Source organism: Streptomyces sp. NPDC090741 (genome assembly GCF_044769045.1).
GTDB lineage: Bacteria > Actinomycetota > Actinomycetes > Streptomycetales > Streptomycetaceae > Streptomyces.
The window spans coordinates 219,602-239,328 of the sequence record NZ_JBIVXF010000011.1 but is presented as its reverse complement, the minus strand read 5'-3'; the positions used below and the strand labels follow the sequence as shown (position 1 = coordinate 239,328).

Below are 19,727 nucleotides of genomic sequence, written 5' to 3'. Positions count from 1 at the left end.
TGCACGCGAGCACCAGCGAACTCCGGCGCCACGCTGCCGCGATGGGACACAATGCGCTCATGCTGGCCCCGGGCGCCGGCACCGGGGAGCGGGAGAACACGAACAGCGTGGATGAAGCACGGGCGCTGCTGGCCGACTACGGGCAGTGGGCCAAGGACGACACCGCGACCGACGCGCAGAGGTACGAGGCATTCGCCGATCTGGTGGCCGCTCTCCTTCGTCAAGTCGTCGCCGACGGCGCCGTGCAGCGCGTCGACCTCGAGGGACTGCCCGGGCTCAGCTTCGAGTACGAAGGGCGGGACTATCTGCTCAGCCTGGCCGTCGGCCCGAAGGATGCCATGGGCGGGGCGGTGATCTCCGCGCGCCGGTCGGGAAGGGAATCCGAGCGATGGGCGCTGCTGTGGTGGACGGACACGGTCACGCCCGACGACGAGGATCTGGACCGGGCCGAGGATGCCGTGCGGGCTTTCGGCGTGGTGCTGGACCGAACCCATCTGGACGCGGCCGTGGCCGGCCTGCGGCCCCTTCCGGAACTGATCCGCGACACCTTCCGGCAGCGCCGGCCGCACGTCCCGCTCGCTCAGCTGCTCACCGCCTCCCGCCCTCCGGACCGTGCATGGTCAATGACGCCCTCAGCGCGTATCAGCCCGACGGTGCGGGTCGAGATGCAGGCCCAGGCACCGCTGACCGCTGAGCTGCTCTTCATTGGCGTGCGAGCCCTGGCGGATCCCCCCTCCGGCCTCACAGCTCGTTCGGGGTCCGGCAGGACCAGCCTGCTGATCACCGGCGCTCACGGCGTGATGGAAGTCGGTACACGAGGGGCGGCGCGCTGGCGCCTGGAGCTGTCCGGGTGTCATGGGACGCCGCTCCTCCAGAGCGACGATGCGCTACTGGTGATGTGCGGGCCGGCGCTGGTCCGCTGGCACGATGGCGCCCTGACCGTCCTGGCCGGTGCCTTCGAGGAGGGTGCGCAGCTGCTGGCGGGTCCCGGCGGGGAGCCGTGGGTGCTCTCCGGTTGCGGTGTCACCTTCGGCGCCGGTAACGGCACGCTCGCTCTGACCCGCGTCGGAAGAATGCTCGGCGACCAGCTGCGCTACCCCATCGCCTTCGAGGCAGCGGTCCGGTCGGCCGTATGGCTGGACGGGCGCCGCTTCTTCCTCGCCGCGGGCGGGCACAGCACCGTGGTGGACCTGGCCCGGAGCACGGATGCGGGCCGGCGCGAGCAGTGGATTCCGACAGCCGGGCACTACCCGGCGTACCTGTCGGCCGACGGGCGCGGCAGCGTGCTCAGCGCCTCGACCGATGGGTCGGGCAACCGCGTCCTGCTGCACCGCACCCTCGTGGCAGAGTGCTCGGCGGAGACGGTGGCCGACCTCCGGCTCGCCCAGGTCTTTGGCCTCGCCCAGAACGGCGGTGCCGACGGGCCCGTTTTCCTGCTCGCCTCCCTCCCGGACAGCGATCCTTCCCGGGTGCGCCCTGTGGTGGTCAGGATCGCCGCCCACCGGCCGGCCGCCGAGTCCGGCAGCGGGGACACCGGCCCAGCCGGGGCGCGCGTGCAGGAGTACGGCCAGGTGAGCGGATCCGCCCGTGGAGAGAAGAAGGACTACCGGATGGCACGGCTACCCATGGCGGAGGGCGGGCAGGCCGCGGTGTTCCGCGCCATGCACAAGGCGTCGCGCATCGATGTGGCGTTCAAGCGCCGCCTGGGGCAGGGGCAGCGGGAGCGTCGGCGTATGCGCCGGGAGATCGAGCTCGCGCAACGGCTGGGCGGCCACCCCCATGTGATGCCGGTCCTCGACTTCAGCCCAGACCACTCCTGGTTCGTGATGCCGATGGCCCAGGCCACCGCCGAGGAGCGACGCTCGGAGCTCCTGAAGCCGGGGCGGCTGCGGGTCCTGGTGGATGCCGTCGCCGCGGCGCTCGCGGCGGCGCACGAGCACGGGTGGCTGCACCGGGACATCAAGCCGTCCAACGTCCTGTACCTGGAGGACCGGTGGGTGCTGGCCGACTGGGGCATCGTGCGCCGGCCGCGCGGCCAGACCAGCGACCTCGGGATCCTGACCAACAGCGCGATCGGCACCGAGGGGTTCGCCGCCCCGGAGCTGTCAGCCGGCGCGCACGAGGCCACCTTCGCGAGCGACATCTACAGCCTGGGCCAGCTCATCGGGTGGATTCTGACCGGTACCTGGCCCCAGCCCAACGTCCCGCTGCTTCCGCCGCCGGGCCCGTGGTACGGAGTCGTGCGCCGGGCCACGCACCTCGACCCTTCCTTGCGGCCCCAGGACATCGCGTCCTTCCTCGACCTGGTCGAGAAGGAGACCGCCCCGGCCGCCGGGCTGCCGATCATCCGCGCCCGCCGGCTACTCGAGGCCGCGGGTGGCGGCGACGCATCGGCAGCCGGGCAGCTTCTCGACCTGGCAGCCGACCGGCCCGGCGACTACGAGCTCTACCTGGAGACGGTCACCGCGCTCGACGTCGAGGTCGTCGGCCCCGCGCTGCTGTCGGACGTGTCCCGGGCCACGGCGGTGGTCAGGGCCCTCGCCGCGCATTCCCGCGGCGACGGGCAGGGCAACTGGGCGCAGTGGGGCGAGATGGACCGGGCGATCGGTTGGCTCCTGGCCGCTGCCTCGCTGGCCACGCTGGAAGAGCACTGGGCACTCCTGGACGTCGCGGCGGACGGCATGTGCGAGTGGGACGGCTCGTGCGACCAGTGGAACGCACAGAATTCGATCAAGGGATGGCTGCGCTCCTTGGACGGGCAGGCGGCGGCCGTGGTCGCCGCGGTCCTGCGCCAGCATCCGTACAGCGCCCGGCACTTCCACGAGCTCGTCGACGAGCGGACGGTCGATGTGTCTCTGCGCAGCGCGATCCACGATGCCATAGCCGGAATGGGATGAGGCATGGGAAAGCCGCGAGGGCGCCGGATCTACGGCGCCGACCACGACGACCCGGAACCCGGACCCCAGCCCGGGCACAGTTACATGGAACTGGTGGGCGGCCCGCAGGACGGCCTGCTGCTCGACATCACCGGCTGGGGCCCGGACGACCTCGCCGAGGGCGCCGCGCTCATCAGCGAAGGCGGACACTACGGAGCTGGGGGGCGTGCCCTGTACGGGCCCAGGGCGGGTGACGCCTTGTACTTCGACTGGGAGGGCGACTGCCCATGATCGTGGACTGATCGCCGTAGGCTGACCCGATGGGGTTCTTCGAACGACTGAACGGCACCAGGCGCCCTGCAGGCGGCGTGACACCGCTCACCGCGGCCGCGGTCCGTGACGCAGTCCTCGCGGTGAGCGGTCCGGAGGCGCCCTACCGTGTGCGCCTCGCCAGCCCTTCGGAGAAGGCCGACCTGATAGCGAACTGGCGGATCCAGCACCGCTCTTTCGGCGAGGACGTGGACCTGCGTCTGAGCATCCGCATGCGGCTGGACCCTCACCGGCGCGAGGTGCGGGCCCTCCAGGTGCAGCGGTCGAGCACCAGGGGCCGGCTGTCGGCGTCGCGCGAGTACGGCCGCGGGGGAGGCTTCACCGTGGAGTGGACATACGAGCGCGGCTCTGACGGACGCCGCCGCAGGGTCACGACGTTGGATACACGCGTGATGGGAAACGCCCTGCGGCAGGCGGTCCTGGGCGCCGGATGGACCTGGCGGCCCAGGCGGTTCAAGCTCTGATCGGGAGTTCGAAGCTCTGAATTGGCCAGGGCTACCTTCACAGCCTGGCGGTGACTGCCGGAGTTACGTGGCCGTGTAAGCGATGGAGGCTGCAATCAGTCGGCCTCGTTGTGCCGCTGCGGTCAACTGGCGCTGTTGCTCCTGCTCACCGGTACGACGGGGCAGCCCCAGGTCGTCCGCCGCGTACAGCACGACATATCCCACCCTTTGCGCGAGGTAGTCCCACCGGTTTGGGACCTCGCCCGGCAGCGTGAGTAGCGGTTCGGCCTCCCCCGGCATGTGCACCTTGATCTCCTGGGTGTCTCGGTGCAGGTTCAGCCTCCAGCCGTGGGCTTCGCGGATCCGCATCGGGCTGGCGGCCTTGACCACGGGGAGACCGGCCGCGAGCAGTACGGCCAGCATCTTGGGCATCAGCGGGCCGGCTGGCCTCGGGCGCAGTTCGTCGCGCGGATCCTGGATGGCGTACCAGGCCAGCCGGTCCTGCGACATCCCGGCTGACCATGCCATGCCCTGCGCCGCCGCCGTGCTCATCCAGGTGCCTCATCTCGTTCGTGTTCAGATGGCCCCCCCGGGGGGGGCAACGACAGACCATGTCCCCTGGCTACGCACCTTCACCGGTCCTGTTTCCCTCGATGAGCTGAGCTTCTGCTCCTTGGGGCTGGCGACAGGGGCGGTCCCTGGGCGGCGGCAAGGGTCGGGCCGGGGTCCGGCCCGCTGCGGCTGCCCTGCCGCAGGCCCCACCACGGGAGGTACCGGGAGGTCAGGCCCTGTGCATCAGCAGTGCGATGCCGGTGGTGTCGTCGCGGTAGCCGTCCTCTGCCGTCTCAGCAGCGGCAACCAGGGCCTCGGCCAGGCCCTGGGGATCAGCTTCGTGACTGCGGCAGAGTTCCTCGGCCGCCTCGTGTTCCACCTGGTCCGAGAGACCGTCGGAAACGAGCAGGACCAGGCGAACTTCCTCGGGGATCTCCACCTGTCGGCAGGTGGCTGGGGCCGGGCCCATGGTCTGGTCGGTGGACCACTGGGTGAGGGCCGTTCCGTCCCAGCCGTAGGCCCGGCAGTCGCCGATCCAGTGGATGCTGGTGAGCCAGCCCGGCTCCATGCAGGCGTAGAGGGCGGAGGCGTGCGGCGGGGTGCCGTACGCGTGTGCCATCTGTCCGGCGGTGATCAGCCCGGCCAGCCCGCCTAGGGGCATTCCATGTGGGTCATCACCGCAGGCGCGATCGCTGCGTACCGGACGACCGCCTCGTGGTGTCCGGCGCCGTCCACCACCGCGGCACACACCTTGGCCCCGCTCCGCTGGACGTCCCAGCCGTCCGCGCACGGCGGCTCCGTGCCCGGACGCTGTGCCACCCCCACCGTCACGAAGTCGGAGTTCACCGCGTGCTTGGTCATCTTGGTCATCTGCTCGTCCCCACGAGTCCGGGGCCCCGGCGGGGCCTTGTGCCTCTAGGCGCGTCCGGGCAACTACTTCGTGCTCGATTGGGTTACTTGCCGAAGTTGAGGCTGGTGTGACGGGAGGGGCGAAGCAGTTCGGGCTGGTCACTGCCTGGGTGCAAGGAAGTGCCGCGGACGGCTCATGGTGGTCGGGTTCGGCCTTGCGTCGCCGGGTCCTCCCCGCACCGGCTTTGTCGAGCTGGTCTGCCGGTGAGCCGAACGACGCTTCTGCCGTGGGGCGGGCTGGTGTGCGGCCCTGAGCGGGCGGCAGGAACTCGGGCCGAGGTCCGGCCCGCTGCGCCGCTCCTGCCGCCCGCCGACCACAGGGGGACACCAGCATGACCGGTCGGCCTCTCATGCCGTGTATGGCACGGCGATGAGCATACGAATGGGCGCAGCTTGGGCCTGACCTTGCTGTTTCGCGCTGCGGTCTCAGCCGCTGCGTGCTTCGCTCGCAAGGGGAGGTGGCGTGGCGGCGGACCGGGGGCGCTCGCGGCGGGCTATGCGGTGCTTCCAGGTTCCTCGGCCCGGTTCGGCGTCCTGGCAGGCCCGTTCGAGTGCGGCGAGGAACGCTTCGGGGCTCCGTGTGGGCAGGCGGTGTCCGCCGTCGGCGACGGCGTGGAGCTGCGCGGTGGGTATCTGGGCGGCGATGCGGAGGGAGTGGATCGGGGGGATGGTGTGGTCGTTCTCGCCGACGAGCACGTGGACGGGGATGCGGGCGAGCGCGGTGAGCTGGCCCGCGACGTCGTGGCGCATGAGGGCTTTGAACCACCGGGCCGCGTGGTCGATCGGGGGCTGCGGGTAGGGGCGGGGGCGGACGAGTTCGCGAAGGCGGGCTGCCGGCCGGGGGGCGACGATGCACGCTGCCGCCATGGTGTGGCGGGCGAGGCCGATCAGCCGGGTGAGCGGGGGGTGTCGGGGCTCGGCCAGGTCCAGGCCGCCGCTGGTGGTGGAGGCGACGAGGACGGAGCGGACCTTGTCGCCGATGAGGTGGGGGTGCTGGGCGGCCAGCGCGAGGACGGCCATGCCGCCCATGGAGTGTCCGACGAGGACGACCGGGAGTCGTCCTGGGGCGGACGCGGTGATGACGGCCTTCAGGTCGTCGGCCAGCAGGGGGATTGAGGGTGTGGCACGGCCGGCCGTGGAATTGCCGTGTCCGCGCTGGTCATAGCGGACGATGCGCGTGCGGCGCCGCGGGAGTTGGCGGACGTGCTCGCTCCATATGGAGGCGGCCGCCTGCCAGCCGTGGACCATGATGACGACGAGGTCGGCGTCGTCGGGGCCGTCGAGGTAGAGGGCGAGGCGGGCGCCGTCCGGGCGCTGGAGCTCGGCGCTCGCGTTGGGCAGAAGGGGCACGGTCAGCTCCTTGTGTCGAGGGGGAGAGTGACCTCGATCAGACCGAGGTCGGGTGCGGGGATCGTGATGCCGAGGCGGCGCAGGATGGCGGCAGCTCGCTCGTTGCCCGCGCCGAACGCCGCGGTAATGGTGTGGCAGCCCTCGTCCGCGGCGGTGCGCAGGGCCTGCTCGGTGAGCCAGGTCCCCAGCCCGCGTCCCTGCCACTGGTCGTCGACCAGCAGGGCCAGTTCGTACGTTCCGGGGGTGCGGGTCTTGAGCAGGTGGATGACGGCGATGACGGTGTCGGGGTCGTGGTGGTCGGTGGTGAGCCAGGTGGTGCCGGCCGCCGGGTGTACCAGGCGGCTCCACTCGGACGGCTTCAGCTCGCGCCGCGGGCTGGCGTAGCGGGCGAAGCGGGTTGCCAAGGAGCACCGGTGGTGCAGGGCGTTGACAGCGTCGAGGTCGCCGAGGTGAGCTCTTCGGGTTCGGCCGGGCGGGTGCGGGATCCCGGCGTGCGTGTTCGGAGGGGCTGCTGTGGTTCCAGGGCCGGGCATGGCTGATCCTTCGGCTCGTTGAGGGCACGCCCGGACGGAGGCGAGCCGGTTACCCCCGGTAGGTTCGGGGCGGCGGCCTGTGGATAGCGGTCGCGGCAGCGGAAATCCGGCGCCGGCGCCAGCTGGGGGCGGATGCGCGGCGGTTTCGAGGCAGCGGCGGAGTTCGCCGTCTGCGGGGTGCATGCCGCACGACATCGCGGGCTCCCCCTGCTCCCCCGCCGGTCTGCTCGACATCACGGGCGCAGCTCGGCAGCTGCGGTGTCGCGGGCCTCCTGTGCACGGGAGGCCCCGCGAGCTTCAGACAGCCGCCTCCTCATGATCGGCCCGGCCTCTGTCCACAAGGTGTCTCTCGCACCGTGATTCGGATCTTGTTGGTCCGACCGACGCCCGTGCCCGCTGATCGGCCGGCGGCACGGGGAAAGCGAGGGCACGCGTGTGCCGATCCATTCCTCAAGGGGGGCGCCGGTGCGCCTCCTCCCACCCCAGCGTCCGAGCCGCGCAGCGGGCCGTGCCGTTCGAACTCGTCCAGGAGGTTGCCTTCACCGATCCTGGGCATCCGGCGGAGCAGGCCCTGGACCAGGCTCAGTTGTGGGCGAAGCAGGCCCGGGATGCCGCCCGGGACGGTGATGACGAGCGAGCCCGCGAGTGCGCCGAGAATGCGCAGGCGTGCGGGCGGGCATCGCGCGAGCTGCTGGATGACCCGGACGCCGACGTCGCCTATCCGGTCGTAGGGGATGCCGGCGGGCAGGACGACAGCTGGCAGCAGCTTCCAGAGGGCCGGGCGGCGAAGGCGCTGGGCGTGGCCGCGGGCGCCGGCGACGCGGAGGTGGTCGGCCGCGGTGACGGCGGCCAGACCATCGCCTGGAGCGGAGAAGGGTTCGCCGGCGCCGCGACCGTCTATCCCGGCGACGACGACGAGGACGGGCACCCGCACGCCCGCGTCGTCCTGACCGACCTGGACGAGGACCGCTACCAGGCGCTGGCCGACTCGCCCTGGCCGTACCGCACGGAGGCCGGCGCGGTCATCTACGACCGGCTGCCGGCCGACCAAGCCGAGCAGGTCCTGACGGCGGCGCGGACCGGCGAGGCAGCCAAGCCATGGCGGCGCCATGGGCTGACCGCGGGGCGCAACCGCGACGAGCTGCCGGATGAGGATGCCGCGGAGCTCGAGGACGAGTCTTTCCGCTGGTCGCAGTCCCTCAGCGAGGACCAGGAGGAGTACGTCACCGGGTACACCGGGCACGACTTCTACGAGGTCAACAAGCACCTGTATGAGGGGAAGCCGCGCGAGACGACGGTCGCGGGGATGACCGTGCCCCTGCGCGAGGTAACGCATCACCTCGACGCCGCGATCGCACGAGCGCCGCGGCCGGCACAACCCCACATCACCTACCGCGGCTACCAGCCTCCGATGGATGTGCGCCGGGCGGACCGGGTTCTGGAGTGGGCGCACGAGAACTTCAAGGTCGGCGGTACCTACCGGGATCCCTCGTACATGTCCGTCTCGCACTGCCCAGAGGTCGCCGGCGGCTTCTCCAGGAACAAGTGGTTCTCGCCATCGACCGGTGAGGAGGGCATCGCCTCGCACGGCGTGGTCTTCGAGATCGTCTCCAGCCGTGGGGCAGCCGTCGCATCGGTCTCGGCGTTCGACAACGAAGAGCGGGAGCGGCTGATGCCGCGGGGCTCGACCTTCCACGTGGTCGGCATCCAGGACAACGTGACCATCGGCCGGGAGAACAAGGTGGTCATCCAGATGGCCGACGTCCACGACGTCCCCCGCCACTGACCGGACCGTCTTTCGGCGTATCTCGCGGGCGCGGGCCGGCGGACTCTGTCCACAGGCCCGCGCCCGCACGCTCATCGGACTTTGTGATCAAGGTCCGATGCGCGCCGCCGTGGGCGGTGCGGGAAAGTGAGAACCCGCAACGTGTGCCGAACTCTTGCCGCCGGCGGTCGGCGGTGCACCTCCTCCCATCCCGCCGTGCGCTCCGCGGCCCGGGCCGCCTCGGCGCAGCTGGGGCAGCACGTGGCCGCGGCCGGCTCCGGTCACCCGGCGGCCGCCACCTACGCGCAGGCGCAGACCTGGGCGGACAAGACCAAGCAGGCGGTCGCGGACGGCGACGAGGACAAGGCGGCGCAGTACGCCGGCCACGCGCGGCAGTGCGCCGAGGCCACGCGCACGCTGCTGGCCAACCCGGGGGCGGCGACGAAACAGCCCAACCCGGCTGACCCGCGGCACGCCTTCGCCCTCGGCCCCACCCGCAAGCCCGACGAGCCGACCGGGCCCGACCACTCCATGCCGGCCGAGCTGCCGGAATTCCCCGAGCACGTACGGGCGGCCTCCGCACTTGCCCAGGCCACCGGTGCCGGCGGGCAGGCGAAGTTCGTACCCCGCCAGGACGGCGGACAGTCCGTCGCCTGGGGCCAGCCCGGCCACAGCGGTGTCGTCACCGTGTACCCCGGTGACGAGGACGAGCACCCGCACGCGCGGATCGCGTTCAGCACCCTGGACCGGGACCGCTACGAGGCGCTGGCCCGCTCGCCGTGGCCGTACCGGGTCGAGAACGGGGCGGTCGTCTACGACCGGGTGCCCGTCGACCAGGCCGAGCAGATCCTCAACACGGCGCGTACCGGGGTTCCAGGACGGCCGTGGGAGCGGCACGGGCTGGGCGACCGGCACGACCGCAACTACCTGCCGAGCGATCAGGCGGCGGCGCTGGTACCGGAGTCGAAGGCGTGGGCTGCGGGCCTGAGCCAGGAAGAGTCGTCCTGGGTCGCGACGTACACCGGCGAGGAGTACAAGCAGATCAACGCCCATCTCTACAGCGGCCGGTCGATGGATGAGGACGTCGACGGGCTGTACGTGCCGATGCGCACCGTGTCCGCCGGCCTGGACTCGGCGCTCGAGAAGGCGGGCCGCTCCGGCACGCCTCGCACCACCTACAGGGGGTTCACCCCGCCGATGGAGGTGCGCAGGGCCGACGCCGTGGACAGCTGGGTCCGGTCCAACTTCCAGGTGGGACAGGACTACAAGGACGACTCATACATGTCGGTCTCCCACTGTCCGCAGGTAGGCGCCCGCTTCAGCCAGGCGTACTGGCAGGACGAGAAGACCGGCCAGAACGGGGTGGCTCGGCACCGGGTGGTCTTCGAGGTCGTCTCCAGCCGTGGCGCCGCGGTGGCCTACGTGTCCGAGCACGGCAATTTTGAGAGGGAACGACTGATGCCGCGAGGCAGCACGTACCGGGTGGTCGGCGTCCAGCAAGACGTGAGGGTCGACGGCCACAACTGCATGGTCGTCCAGATGGTCGACACCAAGGACATCCCCCGCCACTAATATCTAACGCATTTGACTTTACGAAAGGGGAATGGTAAAATCTAATCAACTAGACGTTAGAAGGGAGGGGAGATGGCCCTCACCTGGACCGACGTCCGCGCCCTGCACGAAGGGGACGCCGAGCACCTCGTCCTCGCTGGTGGCCGCCGCTTCACTCGCGACGACCTCACCGCCTACATCGAGGCCCTGCGCATCAAGACCGACGACGCGGGGGTCCCACTCGATCGGGGATGGCAGGTGGTGGCCCGCTGCCTGCGCGGCCCGGACGGCGCCCCGGACCTCGCCGAACTGGCCGAGATCGCGGAAGCCGCCAAGGCGATCAAAACCGCCGAACGGCTACGGGACGAGCTGATCCGCCGCTACGCCCCGCACTGGACGCCCGACGCCATCGCTCACCAGGCCAACCTCAGCGCAAAGCGGATCTTCCAGATCCGAAGCACCCAGCCCGCAGAACAGGAGAACAGCGCATGAGCCAGCAGCCCCAGACCCCGCGTTCCGAGTCCCGCATGGCCGGTCAGCCGGCGCCCCGCCCGGTCCGCCCGGCCCCGGCGCAGGAGGAGCGGCCCTCCTTCGAGGAGCTGACCGCCCAAGCCGAGGCCGCCGACTACAGCGCGCTCGCCGAGCACCTGGACGACGAGGCCCGCGCCGAGCTCGGCCTGCCGGCGGCGCCGACCCCGGTCACCATCGACCACATCCTCTTCCAGCGGATCCGCGAGTACTTCCTCGACCAGCCCACCAAGACAACCCAACTGCCCGACAGCGCCCGCGACCTGCTCCACCTGTAGGTCAGCGCTCGCCACCGACACGACACAGCGCCGCCGAGCCCGGTACCTGCCGCGGCTGTTCGCACACCAGAAGGACTCGCACATGACCGACCTGTCGACCCATCCCGGCCACAGTGCCGCACCGGACCCCCTGCGCAGCGTGTATATGCGGCTGGTCGCCGCGCAATCGATACCCGAGGATGCCCGCGGGCAGTTCACCTACCTGCGCCCGCTGGCACCGGACCTTCTGGCCGGCATCGCCCTCGACACCCCGGACAACGTCCGCGTCCTCAGTGACCGCGACGTGGCCCTCTTCGAGTGGGGCGCACTCGTTTCGGCCGCACGCGCGAACCTGCTCGCCGAGCCGGCCGACTACGACACCATCGGCCTCCCCGGCGGCGCTGTCCTCCACATCCTCGGCCACCCGGAGTCGGTGTTCGCGGCCAGCAAGGCACTCGTTTTCGAAGAGGCGGTGGCCGCTGCCGGGGGGCCCGATGTCCCGGCTGAGGGTGTGCTGCTCACCGTTCCGAACCGGCACAACCTGGTTTTCTACCCGCTCGCCGACAGCCACGTGGGTGAGGCCGTCAACGCCCTCGCGCAGTTCGGCCAGGGCGCCTACGAGGACGGTCCCGGACCGATCTCGCCCAGGGTGTTCTGGTGGCGCGCCGGCGAACTGGCCTCCATCACGGCCTTCAACCCGCAGACCCGCACCATGAGCATCGAGCCGCCGGACGAGCTGATGACGATCATGCGCCGTCTGGCACACGCAGGCAGCTGATGCCGATCCGGGCAGGGAACGTGACCCACATGGGTGAATGCACACCGTGAGCTCGGCGCGGGGCCTGCGAACTGCACGGCTCTGCGATCCGGGAGCGGCATCCCCGACGCCTACGAGTGCTACGCCTGCGGGGCAGTCGGTCGGCCGGCCGTCGAGGACGCGGTGATCACGGTTCTGACGGGCTCCGGAGTCGAGATCATCATCCTCGGTCACTCCCGGTGCACGACTTCCATGGTGCTGAGCCAGTCGGAACTCGACGCGATCGCCGCGGGACGGACGCATAGCGACGGCGCCGACCTCCCCAGCCAGGGCGGTGTGATGACAGACGGGCGACTCCACGGGCGGCCCGACGCCCAGCCGATGCCTGACGCGGCGGTCAGGGACTGTCCGGCAGGGGGCCTGCACGAGGTTCCGGACGGCCTTGGCACGGGCCAGTCTCTCGCCGACCGGCTGCTCGCCGCTCACGTCGCCCGGTGCCAGCCCTGTTCCCTCGTGACCACGGCTGCCATCGACACGAACCGACAGATCCTTGCCCTCGCTGCCCTGGTCGTGAACTGGGCCGCCAACGCGTCGAAGTTCACAGGCGAGCGACGGGGTCTGACCGGCCAGGAGGCCCTTGAAGCGTGGCGCTCCGCCATCCTGCTCGAGGCGCCCCGTCACGCGAGCGAAGCGGCTGCGCGGATCACCTACGTCGCCGGGAGCCTCGGCGAAGCGCATTTCGAGGCCGGGCGGCTGGACGCCTACCTCCGCTCGCTCACGCGACGGCAGCGACGCTCCGTCGCCGAGTACGCTCTGGACGGCCTCCTGGGCGTCCTCGCGCTCCTGGGGCGCTGACCACGAGGGGGCAAGCCCCGACCCGCTTCCGGACCGGCCTGCCATCAGCACGGCGGGCCGGTTCGCTGCTTCCCGCGGCCCATCAGCTGTGGGACTCCCGGCCGCTGGAGTACTCGCGGCGCAGGTCAGCAAGCAACTGCAAGCGGTCAGGGGTGAGCGGCATCTTCCGGGCGATGAACCGGCCGTGGTTGTTGGCAGCCCACGTGTCGCCGTCGTGGCCGTTGTAGCGGAGGAACCAGGCGATGCCGGCATCCTCGTCCACCCGCAGCTCGTCGTCGGGCCAGTGCCGGGTCAACGAGCGCATCGCGCCGAAGTCGACCTGAACCGTGCCGGTGAGGTCGGCCGCGTCCGGGATCTCACCGTCGGCGGCCTGCTCGAACAGGCGGAGCCGCCGTTGGACGAGCGTGGCGCGGCGCATGGCCAGGGCCTCGGCGGCCAGAATCTCGGCCGCCTCCTCCTCCGTGGCGGGGCGCACCAGGATGCGGAACTACCAGCCGTCCTCGCCGATCAGGCAACTCGGGTTGTCCCCTTCCTCGTCGCGGCAGTACTCCGGGCGTCGCTCGCGCACCGTGGTGACGATCGCCGTCACGACGCCGTCTCGCTGGCGCCGGAAGCCCGGGGCATCGCCGGGGAAGGGCCGTCCGTGATCGTAGATCGTGCTGCGCAGCACGGTGCCCGGGGCTGCCCAGCGTTGTGGCCGGGCTCGATAAGGGCCGGGCATGCCCCGGTCGATCTCCCACAGCTCCACCCTCGGCGGGCACTCCCCGTCGGGGTGCCTCACGTCCCAGGATCGTCTGCTGCGTTCCAGGAGCCCGGCGCCGGCCGGCACCACGTTCCCGCAGAGCCTGCAGTCCTGCTCCCGGGCATTGGGCCGCGCGCCCGGCGATTTGGAAGCCGGCCTCTGGGCGGCATGGTCGGTGGCACCGGGCTTCGGGGGTGCGGGTGGGCACTGGCCCGGCTGGTGTTGGGCCTCCATGAAGCCGCGGGGGCTACGGGCCAGGATGCCTTCGCGTGCGGCGACCGGTTGGTGGCATCGCGAACATGAGTCGTTGCGCTCGTTGGGACGCGCAGGCGCTGGCGTGAGCTGCCGCACAGCCCCGACTCGGACCGGGTGCTGCTCCAGAATCTGGCGCAATGTGCCGCGTACTGAGGCGCCGAAGGCGCTCGCAGAGGACAGGGTGGAGTCACGTTCCACCTTGGGCGTGCCGTCGCTCTCCACTCGCCAGATCCGTACGCGCTTCCTGCCTCCCTCAGGCAGGGGGTCGCAGAGTACGACCACAGCGCCTGCCGGCAGCGCGTAGGAGGCGCCGGCCTCCAGCCAGTCCCCTTCGCAGCTCATCGCGCCCCGCTTGGACTCGTCCAGAGCCCGCAGCAGTTTCCGCCACGGTTTCACCGAGCCCGGTTCCATCGCAGGGATCTCGACAGCGAACTCTTGCTCCTCCATCGCCCCTTCGTCCTCTCGTCGACGCCGCCGCTGGGCGGGTCAGCATGGCGTACGGCGCTGACAATCCTGCTGAGATCGACGCCCGGTCCACCGCTGGAGGCTGCTTCTCGGCCAGAGATCTGGCTGGGTTCCGACGTGAGCGTGCTCGCCGCGGCCGGGCCGCCGGGCGTGCCGACGCCAGCGACCCCGACGCCGCTGCACTGGGCTGCACGTCTCCCCCCAACCCCACTCACCCTTCGACGTGTTCAACACGGTGGGGCCAGCGCCGTCGGCATCTCACCAGATTCCCCGGCCCCACATACCCCCATGAGCGACCATAAGTGTTGACAGCATGAACAGTTTTTGACAACATATGTGTTGACGGCGTTCACTGTTAGGGGAGAATGTGGCGAGCAAGGAAGTCAAGCAGCTCATCAAGGCCATCGAGAAGCAGGGGTTCAGCACCCGTCCGACGAAGAACGGCCACTACCAGGTCCACAAGGGCAACACGTTCGTGACGGTGCTCCCCGGCACTCCCAGCGATCCACGCTCCTTGAAGAACTGCCTGGCCTACCTCAAGAAGGCCGGATTCAAGCCCTGACCGGCCGGGTGCCGGGGCCCAGCGCCCCGGCACCCGGCCTCAGCCGTCCGCCGTCACCCACCGCCCGCACCACCCAGCAGAAGGAGCACCCCACACCATGATCACGACGAACGTGTACGTCGAGTTCGGCGCCCGCGGCGTCTCCCCGGACCACTACGGCGACCTGATGGAGGCGCTGGCCGACCACGCGCCCGGCGTCGGGCCGGCCGCCAACGGCAACCTCTCCGTTCGCCTGTTCGTCAACGCCGAGACCGTCCTGGACGCCCTCGCCCAGGCCGTGAAGGTCACCAGCCACGCCGTGCACGGGCTGGGTCTGCCCGACACCATCGTCGGCGTCGAGGTGCTCACCGAGGCCGAGTTCGAACGGCGTGAGGCCGAGCCCCAGGTGCCCGAACTCGCCGGCGTCACCGAGGCCGCCGCCATCCTCGACGTCCACAAGCAGCAGATCGCGCGCCTGGTCGAACGCGGTGAGCTGGTCGCCGTCCAGGACCTGGCCAGCGGTTCGGTCTTCGCGGCCGCCATGGTCCGCACCTACGCCGAGAAGAAGCACAGCCGGCGCATCGGCCGGCCGGTCAAGGACCTCGGCCTCTCCCCCGCCGAGCGCGCCCTCCTGGACGCGCTCGTCACCTCCGCCCGCGAGGGCACGCCGGCCAACACCACCTCCGCCGTAAAAGAGGCCCTCGTCGAGGTCCTCCCGGACGCCAGGATCCGCGTGCACTACGGCTCGCAGACGCCCGACCTGACCAGCGCCCTGGACAGGCTCGTCGACCACAAGCTCGTCCGCACCCGTGCACTTACCAAGGCCGAGCAGAAGGAAGGGAACACCACCGACCTCGTCGTCACCGTCCTCGACAAGGGCGCCCGCCACGCCCAGGCCGCCGGCAGCGCCGGGGACACCACGTCCTGACCTGCGCCGGCCGACGAGCTCGACCTGCCCCGCCCTGCGTGCCAGCGCCCAGCTCACGCACACCTCCTCCCCGCAGACGCCGCCCCACGCCCAGCCCAGACCGGATCCACCCCCATCCTCGGAGACCGAATGCCCTCCACTCCTGCAGCAGCGCACGTACACGTCACCGTCATCGGGCACCACAAGGTTGCCTTCGCCGACGCCGGCCACGCCCAGGTCCTCGCCGACCACTGGAACACCGACCACGACCAGGCGATCACCGAAGCCCGCACCGAGGGCTTCGACTCCTACGCCGACGCCCTCGCCGCGACCGTGGAGACCTGGTCGCTGGCCGACTGGGCGAAGCAGCCCGGGGGCACGCGCGCGGTGCGCACCGCACTGCCCGAAAGGACGACGGTGTACTCCCGGCATGTCGCCTACGCGGGATTCCTCCCGCGCCGGCGTCTGACCGACACCGGCCTGCTGGTGCTGCATCCCTGGGACTTCGAGAGCAACTACACCGAGCGGGCCGCAGACGGCCGGCTCGAGGACCGCTCGGCGGGCACGCTCAACCTCTACGTCCGCGGAACCGACCGAGACGCCGTCGAGACGCGGTTCGCCAAGCTGGCAGCCGCGGCAGAGTCGGCTCCAGACCCCCACGACCTGTACTGGCCCCTCGATGTCCTGGGCATCATCCGCGGCATCGCCGAAGGCAGCCCCTGGCGCTACATGCCCTCCCGCGTTGGCACGAACGACGACGTCCGCGCCGCCATCGTGTGCGGACTCATCGACCAGCACGACGGCCGGCTCTCTCTTACCCCGGCCGCCCACCACCTCCACGACTCCCTCCTCGCCTCCCTGCCCGGCACATCCACCGACCAGTGGGAAGACCAGGCCGGCATCCCAGAGGCGATCGAGAACGTGAAGAGGTTGTTCGCCGCGGCGTTCACCTCAGAAGACCTCGCCACGTAGCCCGCGCCGGACACGTGACCCGCGGAGCACAGCAGCAACCTCGGATGCTGCGCGGCCGCGGGTCGGTCTCGACCACGAACGGGCGCCGGCCTACAGGCGCGTGGTCGCTAGGGTCCCGTGTATCGGGCGCGGGCGTGCCCGCTACGCATGGTGATCTGCTCCAGCGGCCAGCCGTCGCGCCGAACGTGCCATGCGAGCGGGCCGTACTGGATCGTGAACCCTTCCGCGCGCGGGCGTACCTGCCCCTCGTTGACTCCGGTCAACCGGAGTTGCAGCTCTGCCTGGATCGCCCGCAGCCGTCCCTCGTCCGAGATCGTGGAGAAGTAGACGCAGTCGGCGATGTGCGAGGGACCTCTCAGAAGCAGGTGCGATTCCGGAACGTGGGGCATCGCAGTCAGCAGCTCGGCGGCTGTCGGGAGTGGCAGTTGCGTGGCCGTTCCTAGCCCTGCGCCGAACCGACACGGACAGCAGTTTGTTGCGTTGCGCCGCGCCCACTGCCGCCTGGACCGACCACACGGCAGCTGACAGCCGTGACGATAGCTGCCCGCGCTTCTTCTACTCGCGGCTGCTCTATCTGACGCCCCACCTGCACATTTCTTCTTCGAGCTGCAACATTGGCTGCAACGATGAGAGCAACAATGGCGGGATGAACTTTGCACGCATCCCGACTTGGTACTGCAACGATGGCTGCAACGATAATTGCGACGTTTACTGCTACGAGGAGCGCCCAAGGGTGACGGCGAGGCGCCACAGCGACTGCAACGATGACTGCAACGAGAGCTGCGACAATCAGCGCGCTACCGCTGCAACGATAGATACAACGTCGACTACTACTACAGACGCAATGATAGTTGGAACGACGATCGCTACGTGTTGAGCTACATAATCTAGAACTTAACTTGCAACGTAATCTGCAACGCTGCAACGAACCATCTAACGAACGACGTTGCTGAGCACGTCTCTCCGTTTCGAAGTCTGTGGCGATTTAGCGGAGCGTCCACGCTACTAACGGGCGATGTCACTCACTTTCCGCCTCGCTCACCGCCCGTCCTACTCGCAGTCGGGCTGCACAACTGCGCAGGCAATCAGCGAACGTCCGATTCATAGAACGCGCCGTCCTGGTGTGTCGCGAAGGAACTTGCTCACCTTCTGCATCACGCACGATCGGGCGAAGCAACCATCCAGCAGGGGAGCGACGTATCTTCTGCACTCGCTAACTGAACAGCACTCGGTCATGCGCTACGCGGTTCATCCAATCTATGTCGCACTTCTCCATAGGAACGTGTAAACCGGCGATCGGCTGAGCGAGAGTGCGGGCTTACCCGCCAGCCCGCATGCTGCTTGTCGCACCGCGTCCCTTTCACGCGCGCAACCAAGTCACCACGGTGCCGTCGCGACACCGGTACCTACACGTAGCGGAACAACTCGACCACGCGTCAGCCGCCGCCACGATGCTTCCAGGCTTCGCGCCCACCCCCGGACGACCAGCGCCACAGATCCGCGTCCCTACCCGCGTACATCTCGCCCTGCCCACTGCATTCGGCCTCAACCACGCGTCCGTCCGACACCACCATGAACACATGACCGAACGCCCCCGCCCTCGCACGCAGGGGTCATCCCACGAAGACGGTTCCGAGCCCTCCGCCTGCACATCCGACCTTGAGGCGAGTCTCACGCGCCCACGCGACCGACACCTGTTAGGGTCGTGCGCGTTATTCCGGTGTCACTAGAGCCCTGGAGCTCAAGAGACGCAGATTCACCTACACGATTCGGGCAACTATGCCGATTTTCCCCTCGCGTCGAGGGGAACTTTCGGCTGGCGCACCTGGCGACACCGGCCACAAAGCGGCAGTCAATGAAGTAGAAAGGCGGATCCCACGGTGATTGTCTTCGCCGTCGCGACTCAGAAGGGGGGAGTCGGCAAAACCAGCACCACGGTCAACATCGGTGCTGCGCTTGCCTTGTTCGGCGCCCGAGTCCTGATCGTCGACCTCGACCCGCAGGCCCAGGCCGGCACGGCGCTCGGCGTCAACCTCGCGGGCCAGGACCAGTTGCCGCGCTCCTTCGGCTGGGCCCTGCAGGCACGGCTTCAGGGCATGCACATGGACACGTCCAGCATCTGGTTCGACCGGACCGAGCTCACGCACATCTTCGAGGGCACTGGCACTCTGCACCTGCTCGCCTGTGAAGAGTCGACGATGACCGCAGCGCAGGACCTGATCCACAAGAAGGGGTACCAGTCGACTCCCGTACTCCGAAGGATGCTGCTTGAACTCTCGGACCACTTCGACTACGTAGTGATCGACACCCCTCCCGCAGTCTCTTCGCTCTCAGCAACGGCTCTCGCTGCCGCTGACTTTGTGATCACCGTGTCCGTGCCTGAATACCCGGCACTCAAGGGTGCTGCGGCAACACGCGGCACCGTTGACTACGTCAAGGATCGGACAGGCGGGGAGTGCGACCCGAAGTACCTCGGCGCAGTACTCAACAGGTCCAATCCTCCGTCGAAGTGGAAGTCCCAGGAGGTCAACATCCGCAACGGGATGCTGGGAGCCGGGCTCGCGCCCTTCATCACCGACGTGAGGACCGACAACCGCATCAGCGACTCCTTCGCCCACGGTGTGCCCGCTGCGATTCGATACGCAAGCCATGCACCAGGGAAGATGTACGGGGAACTGGCGAACCAAATCCTCCTGCGAACCCAGCAGCCTCCCGAGAAGTGGGAGCTTCCGGAGCTGATTGAGACGGAGCCGGACGTTGCCTAGCCGTAGCGCCGGCGAACCCAGGAAGCGTCGGCCCAATCACTTCCAAGGCAATGGCGCCTCTCTCGTTCAGGGTCTCCTTGCTGGCGCCGACGACGTTGCCGGCCGGTCTTTCCTGGGCGCCGGCGGACTGACTGGCCATGTTGAACCGTCCCCTCCGACCGAACCACAGGCGCACCCCGAAGCCGCGGCGGCTCAAAGCCCTCCCGTGTCCACGCCGAAGCCCGAGCCCGAGCCCGAGCCGGAACCCCAGCCCCAGCCCGAGCCCCAGCCCGAGCCCCAGCCGGAACCCCAGCCCCAGCCCGAGCCCCAGCCCGAGCCCCAGCCGGAACCCCAGCCCCAGCCCGAGCCCCAGCCCGAGCCCCAGCCGGAACCCC

General features: G+C 69.8%; 22 protein-coding genes. 13 read left to right on the top strand and 9 right to left on the bottom strand.

The features are described 5' to 3' along the window. Positions 1–41: 41 nt before the first annotated feature. The 3 genes from ACIQU4_RS28550 (at position 42) to ACIQU4_RS28540 (ending at position 3,670) form a co-directional block, all read left to right on the top strand. Entirely contained in the window at positions 42–2,897 is a 2,856-nt protein-coding gene (locus ACIQU4_RS28550; RefSeq protein ID WP_403736494.1) for a protein kinase, read from the top strand. Positions 2,898–2,900: 3 nt separating this feature from the next. Then, positions 2,901–3,167: a hypothetical protein gene (locus ACIQU4_RS28545; RefSeq protein ID WP_403736491.1), complete on the top strand. Its 267-nt coding sequence runs from the start codon at positions 2,901–2,903 to the stop codon at positions 3,165–3,167. A gap of 77 nt (positions 3,168–3,244) precedes the next feature. After that, positions 3,245–3,670: a hypothetical protein gene (locus ACIQU4_RS28540; protein ID WP_403736489.1), complete on the top strand. Its 426-nt coding sequence runs from the start codon at positions 3,245–3,247 to the stop codon at positions 3,668–3,670. A 63-nt stretch (positions 3,671–3,733) separates the two neighbouring features. Here ACIQU4_RS28540 and ACIQU4_RS28535 read toward each other — a convergent pair whose 3' ends face one another. From ACIQU4_RS28535 to ACIQU4_RS28515, 5 genes are all read right to left on the bottom strand, one after another. Continuing rightward, positions 3,734–4,201 (bottom strand): hypothetical protein, encoded by a 468-nt coding sequence (locus ACIQU4_RS28535; RefSeq protein WP_403736486.1) that lies wholly within the window; start codon positions 4,199–4,201, stop codon positions 3,734–3,736. A gap of 229 nt (positions 4,202–4,430) precedes the next feature. Beyond that, positions 4,431–4,862 (bottom strand): hypothetical protein, encoded by a 432-nt coding sequence (locus tag ACIQU4_RS28530; RefSeq protein WP_403736483.1) that lies wholly within the window; start codon positions 4,860–4,862, stop codon positions 4,431–4,433. Then, entirely contained in the window at positions 4,853–5,071 is a 219-nt protein-coding gene (locus ACIQU4_RS28525; RefSeq protein WP_403736480.1) for a hypothetical protein, read from the bottom strand. Before ACIQU4_RS28525 ends, ACIQU4_RS28530 begins: the two co-directional genes overlap by 10 nt. 465 nt (positions 5,072–5,536) lie before the next feature. Further along, complete coding sequence (locus ACIQU4_RS28520; RefSeq protein WP_403736477.1) at positions 5,537–6,460, bottom strand: alpha/beta fold hydrolase; 924 nt, start codon at positions 6,458–6,460, stop codon at positions 5,537–5,539. 2 nt (positions 6,461–6,462) lie between these two features. Further along, on the bottom strand, positions 6,463–6,993 hold the full coding sequence (locus ACIQU4_RS28515; protein WP_403736474.1) for a GNAT family N-acetyltransferase: 531 nt from the start codon (positions 6,991–6,993) through the stop codon (positions 6,463–6,465). Positions 6,994–7,501: 508 nt separating this feature from the next. Between ACIQU4_RS28515 and ACIQU4_RS28510 the strand changes: the two genes are divergently transcribed. The 6 genes from ACIQU4_RS28510 (at position 7,502) to ACIQU4_RS28485 (ending at position 12,706) form a co-directional block, all read left to right on the top strand. Further along, complete coding sequence (locus tag ACIQU4_RS28510) at positions 7,502–8,779, top strand: ADP-ribosyltransferase (RefSeq protein WP_403736470.1); 1,278 nt, start codon at positions 7,502–7,504, stop codon at positions 8,777–8,779. A 195-nt stretch (positions 8,780–8,974) separates the two neighbouring features. Beyond that, positions 8,975–10,330, top strand: coding sequence for an ADP-ribosyltransferase (locus tag ACIQU4_RS28505; protein WP_403736468.1), 1,356 nt, complete (start codon positions 8,975–8,977; stop codon positions 10,328–10,330). A gap of 72 nt (positions 10,331–10,402) precedes the next feature. Further along, the gene (locus tag ACIQU4_RS28500) at positions 10,403–10,801 is read left to right on the top strand and encodes a hypothetical protein (protein WP_403736465.1); all 399 of its coding nucleotides are present in this window, start codon (positions 10,403–10,405) and stop codon (positions 10,799–10,801) included. Next, positions 10,798–11,115 carry a hypothetical protein gene (locus ACIQU4_RS28495; RefSeq protein WP_403736462.1) on the top strand — a complete coding sequence of 106 codons (318 nt, stop codon included), beginning with the start codon at positions 10,798–10,800 and terminating at the stop codon, positions 11,113–11,115. The genes ACIQU4_RS28500 and ACIQU4_RS28495 overlap by 4 nt, the downstream gene beginning before the upstream one ends. 82 nt (positions 11,116–11,197) lie before the next feature. Beyond that, on the top strand, positions 11,198–11,872 hold the full coding sequence (locus tag ACIQU4_RS28490) for a hypothetical protein (RefSeq protein ID WP_403736459.1): 675 nt from the start codon (positions 11,198–11,200) through the stop codon (positions 11,870–11,872). Between the two features lie 162 nt (positions 11,873–12,034). Next, complete coding sequence (locus tag ACIQU4_RS28485; RefSeq protein WP_403736456.1) at positions 12,035–12,706, top strand: hypothetical protein; 672 nt, start codon at positions 12,035–12,037, stop codon at positions 12,704–12,706. An 82-nt stretch (positions 12,707–12,788) separates the two neighbouring features. Here ACIQU4_RS28485 and ACIQU4_RS28480 read toward each other — a convergent pair whose 3' ends face one another. Both ACIQU4_RS28480 and ACIQU4_RS28475 read right to left on the bottom strand, forming a co-directional pair. Further along, entirely contained in the window at positions 12,789–13,181 is a 393-nt protein-coding gene (locus ACIQU4_RS28480) for a hypothetical protein (protein ID WP_403736453.1), read from the bottom strand. Positions 13,182–13,193: 12 nt separating this feature from the next. Further along, positions 13,194–14,150, bottom strand: coding sequence for a hypothetical protein (locus ACIQU4_RS28475; RefSeq protein WP_403736451.1), 957 nt, complete (start codon positions 14,148–14,150; stop codon positions 13,194–13,196). Positions 14,151–14,535: 385 nt separating this feature from the next. Between ACIQU4_RS28475 and ACIQU4_RS28470 the strand changes: the two genes are divergently transcribed. The 3 genes from ACIQU4_RS28470 to ACIQU4_RS28460 all read left to right on the top strand — a co-directional run bounded on the left by ACIQU4_RS28470 (position 14,536) and on the right by ACIQU4_RS28460 (position 16,588). Beyond that, positions 14,536–14,730, top strand: a complete 195-nt coding sequence (locus tag ACIQU4_RS28470) for a hypothetical protein (protein WP_403736448.1) — start codon at positions 14,536–14,538, stop codon at positions 14,728–14,730. A 97-nt stretch (positions 14,731–14,827) separates the two neighbouring features. Then, positions 14,828–15,637 (top strand): hypothetical protein, encoded by an 810-nt coding sequence (locus ACIQU4_RS28465; RefSeq protein WP_403736445.1) that lies wholly within the window; start codon positions 14,828–14,830, stop codon positions 15,635–15,637. Positions 15,638–15,766: 129 nt separating this feature from the next. Next, the gene (locus ACIQU4_RS28460) at positions 15,767–16,588 is read left to right on the top strand and encodes a hypothetical protein (protein ID WP_403736443.1); all 822 of its coding nucleotides are present in this window, start codon (positions 15,767–15,769) and stop codon (positions 16,586–16,588) included. 107 nt (positions 16,589–16,695) lie between these two features. Here ACIQU4_RS28460 and ACIQU4_RS28455 read toward each other — a convergent pair whose 3' ends face one another. Beyond that, positions 16,696–16,977 (bottom strand): hypothetical protein, encoded by a 282-nt coding sequence (locus ACIQU4_RS28455; protein WP_403736439.1) that lies wholly within the window; start codon positions 16,975–16,977, stop codon positions 16,696–16,698. Positions 16,978–18,468: 1,491 nt separating this feature from the next. Here ACIQU4_RS28455 and ACIQU4_RS28450 point away from each other — a divergent pair. After that, the gene (locus ACIQU4_RS28450) at positions 18,469–19,353 is read left to right on the top strand and encodes a ParA family protein (RefSeq protein WP_403736436.1); all 885 of its coding nucleotides are present in this window, start codon (positions 18,469–18,471) and stop codon (positions 19,351–19,353) included. Positions 19,354–19,545: 192 nt separating this feature from the next. Here the strand turns inward: ACIQU4_RS28450 and ACIQU4_RS28445 are convergent. Then, positions 19,546–19,727, bottom strand: a 182-nt coding sequence (locus tag ACIQU4_RS28445) for a hypothetical protein (protein WP_403736434.1), incomplete at its 5' end; no start/stop codon positions are given.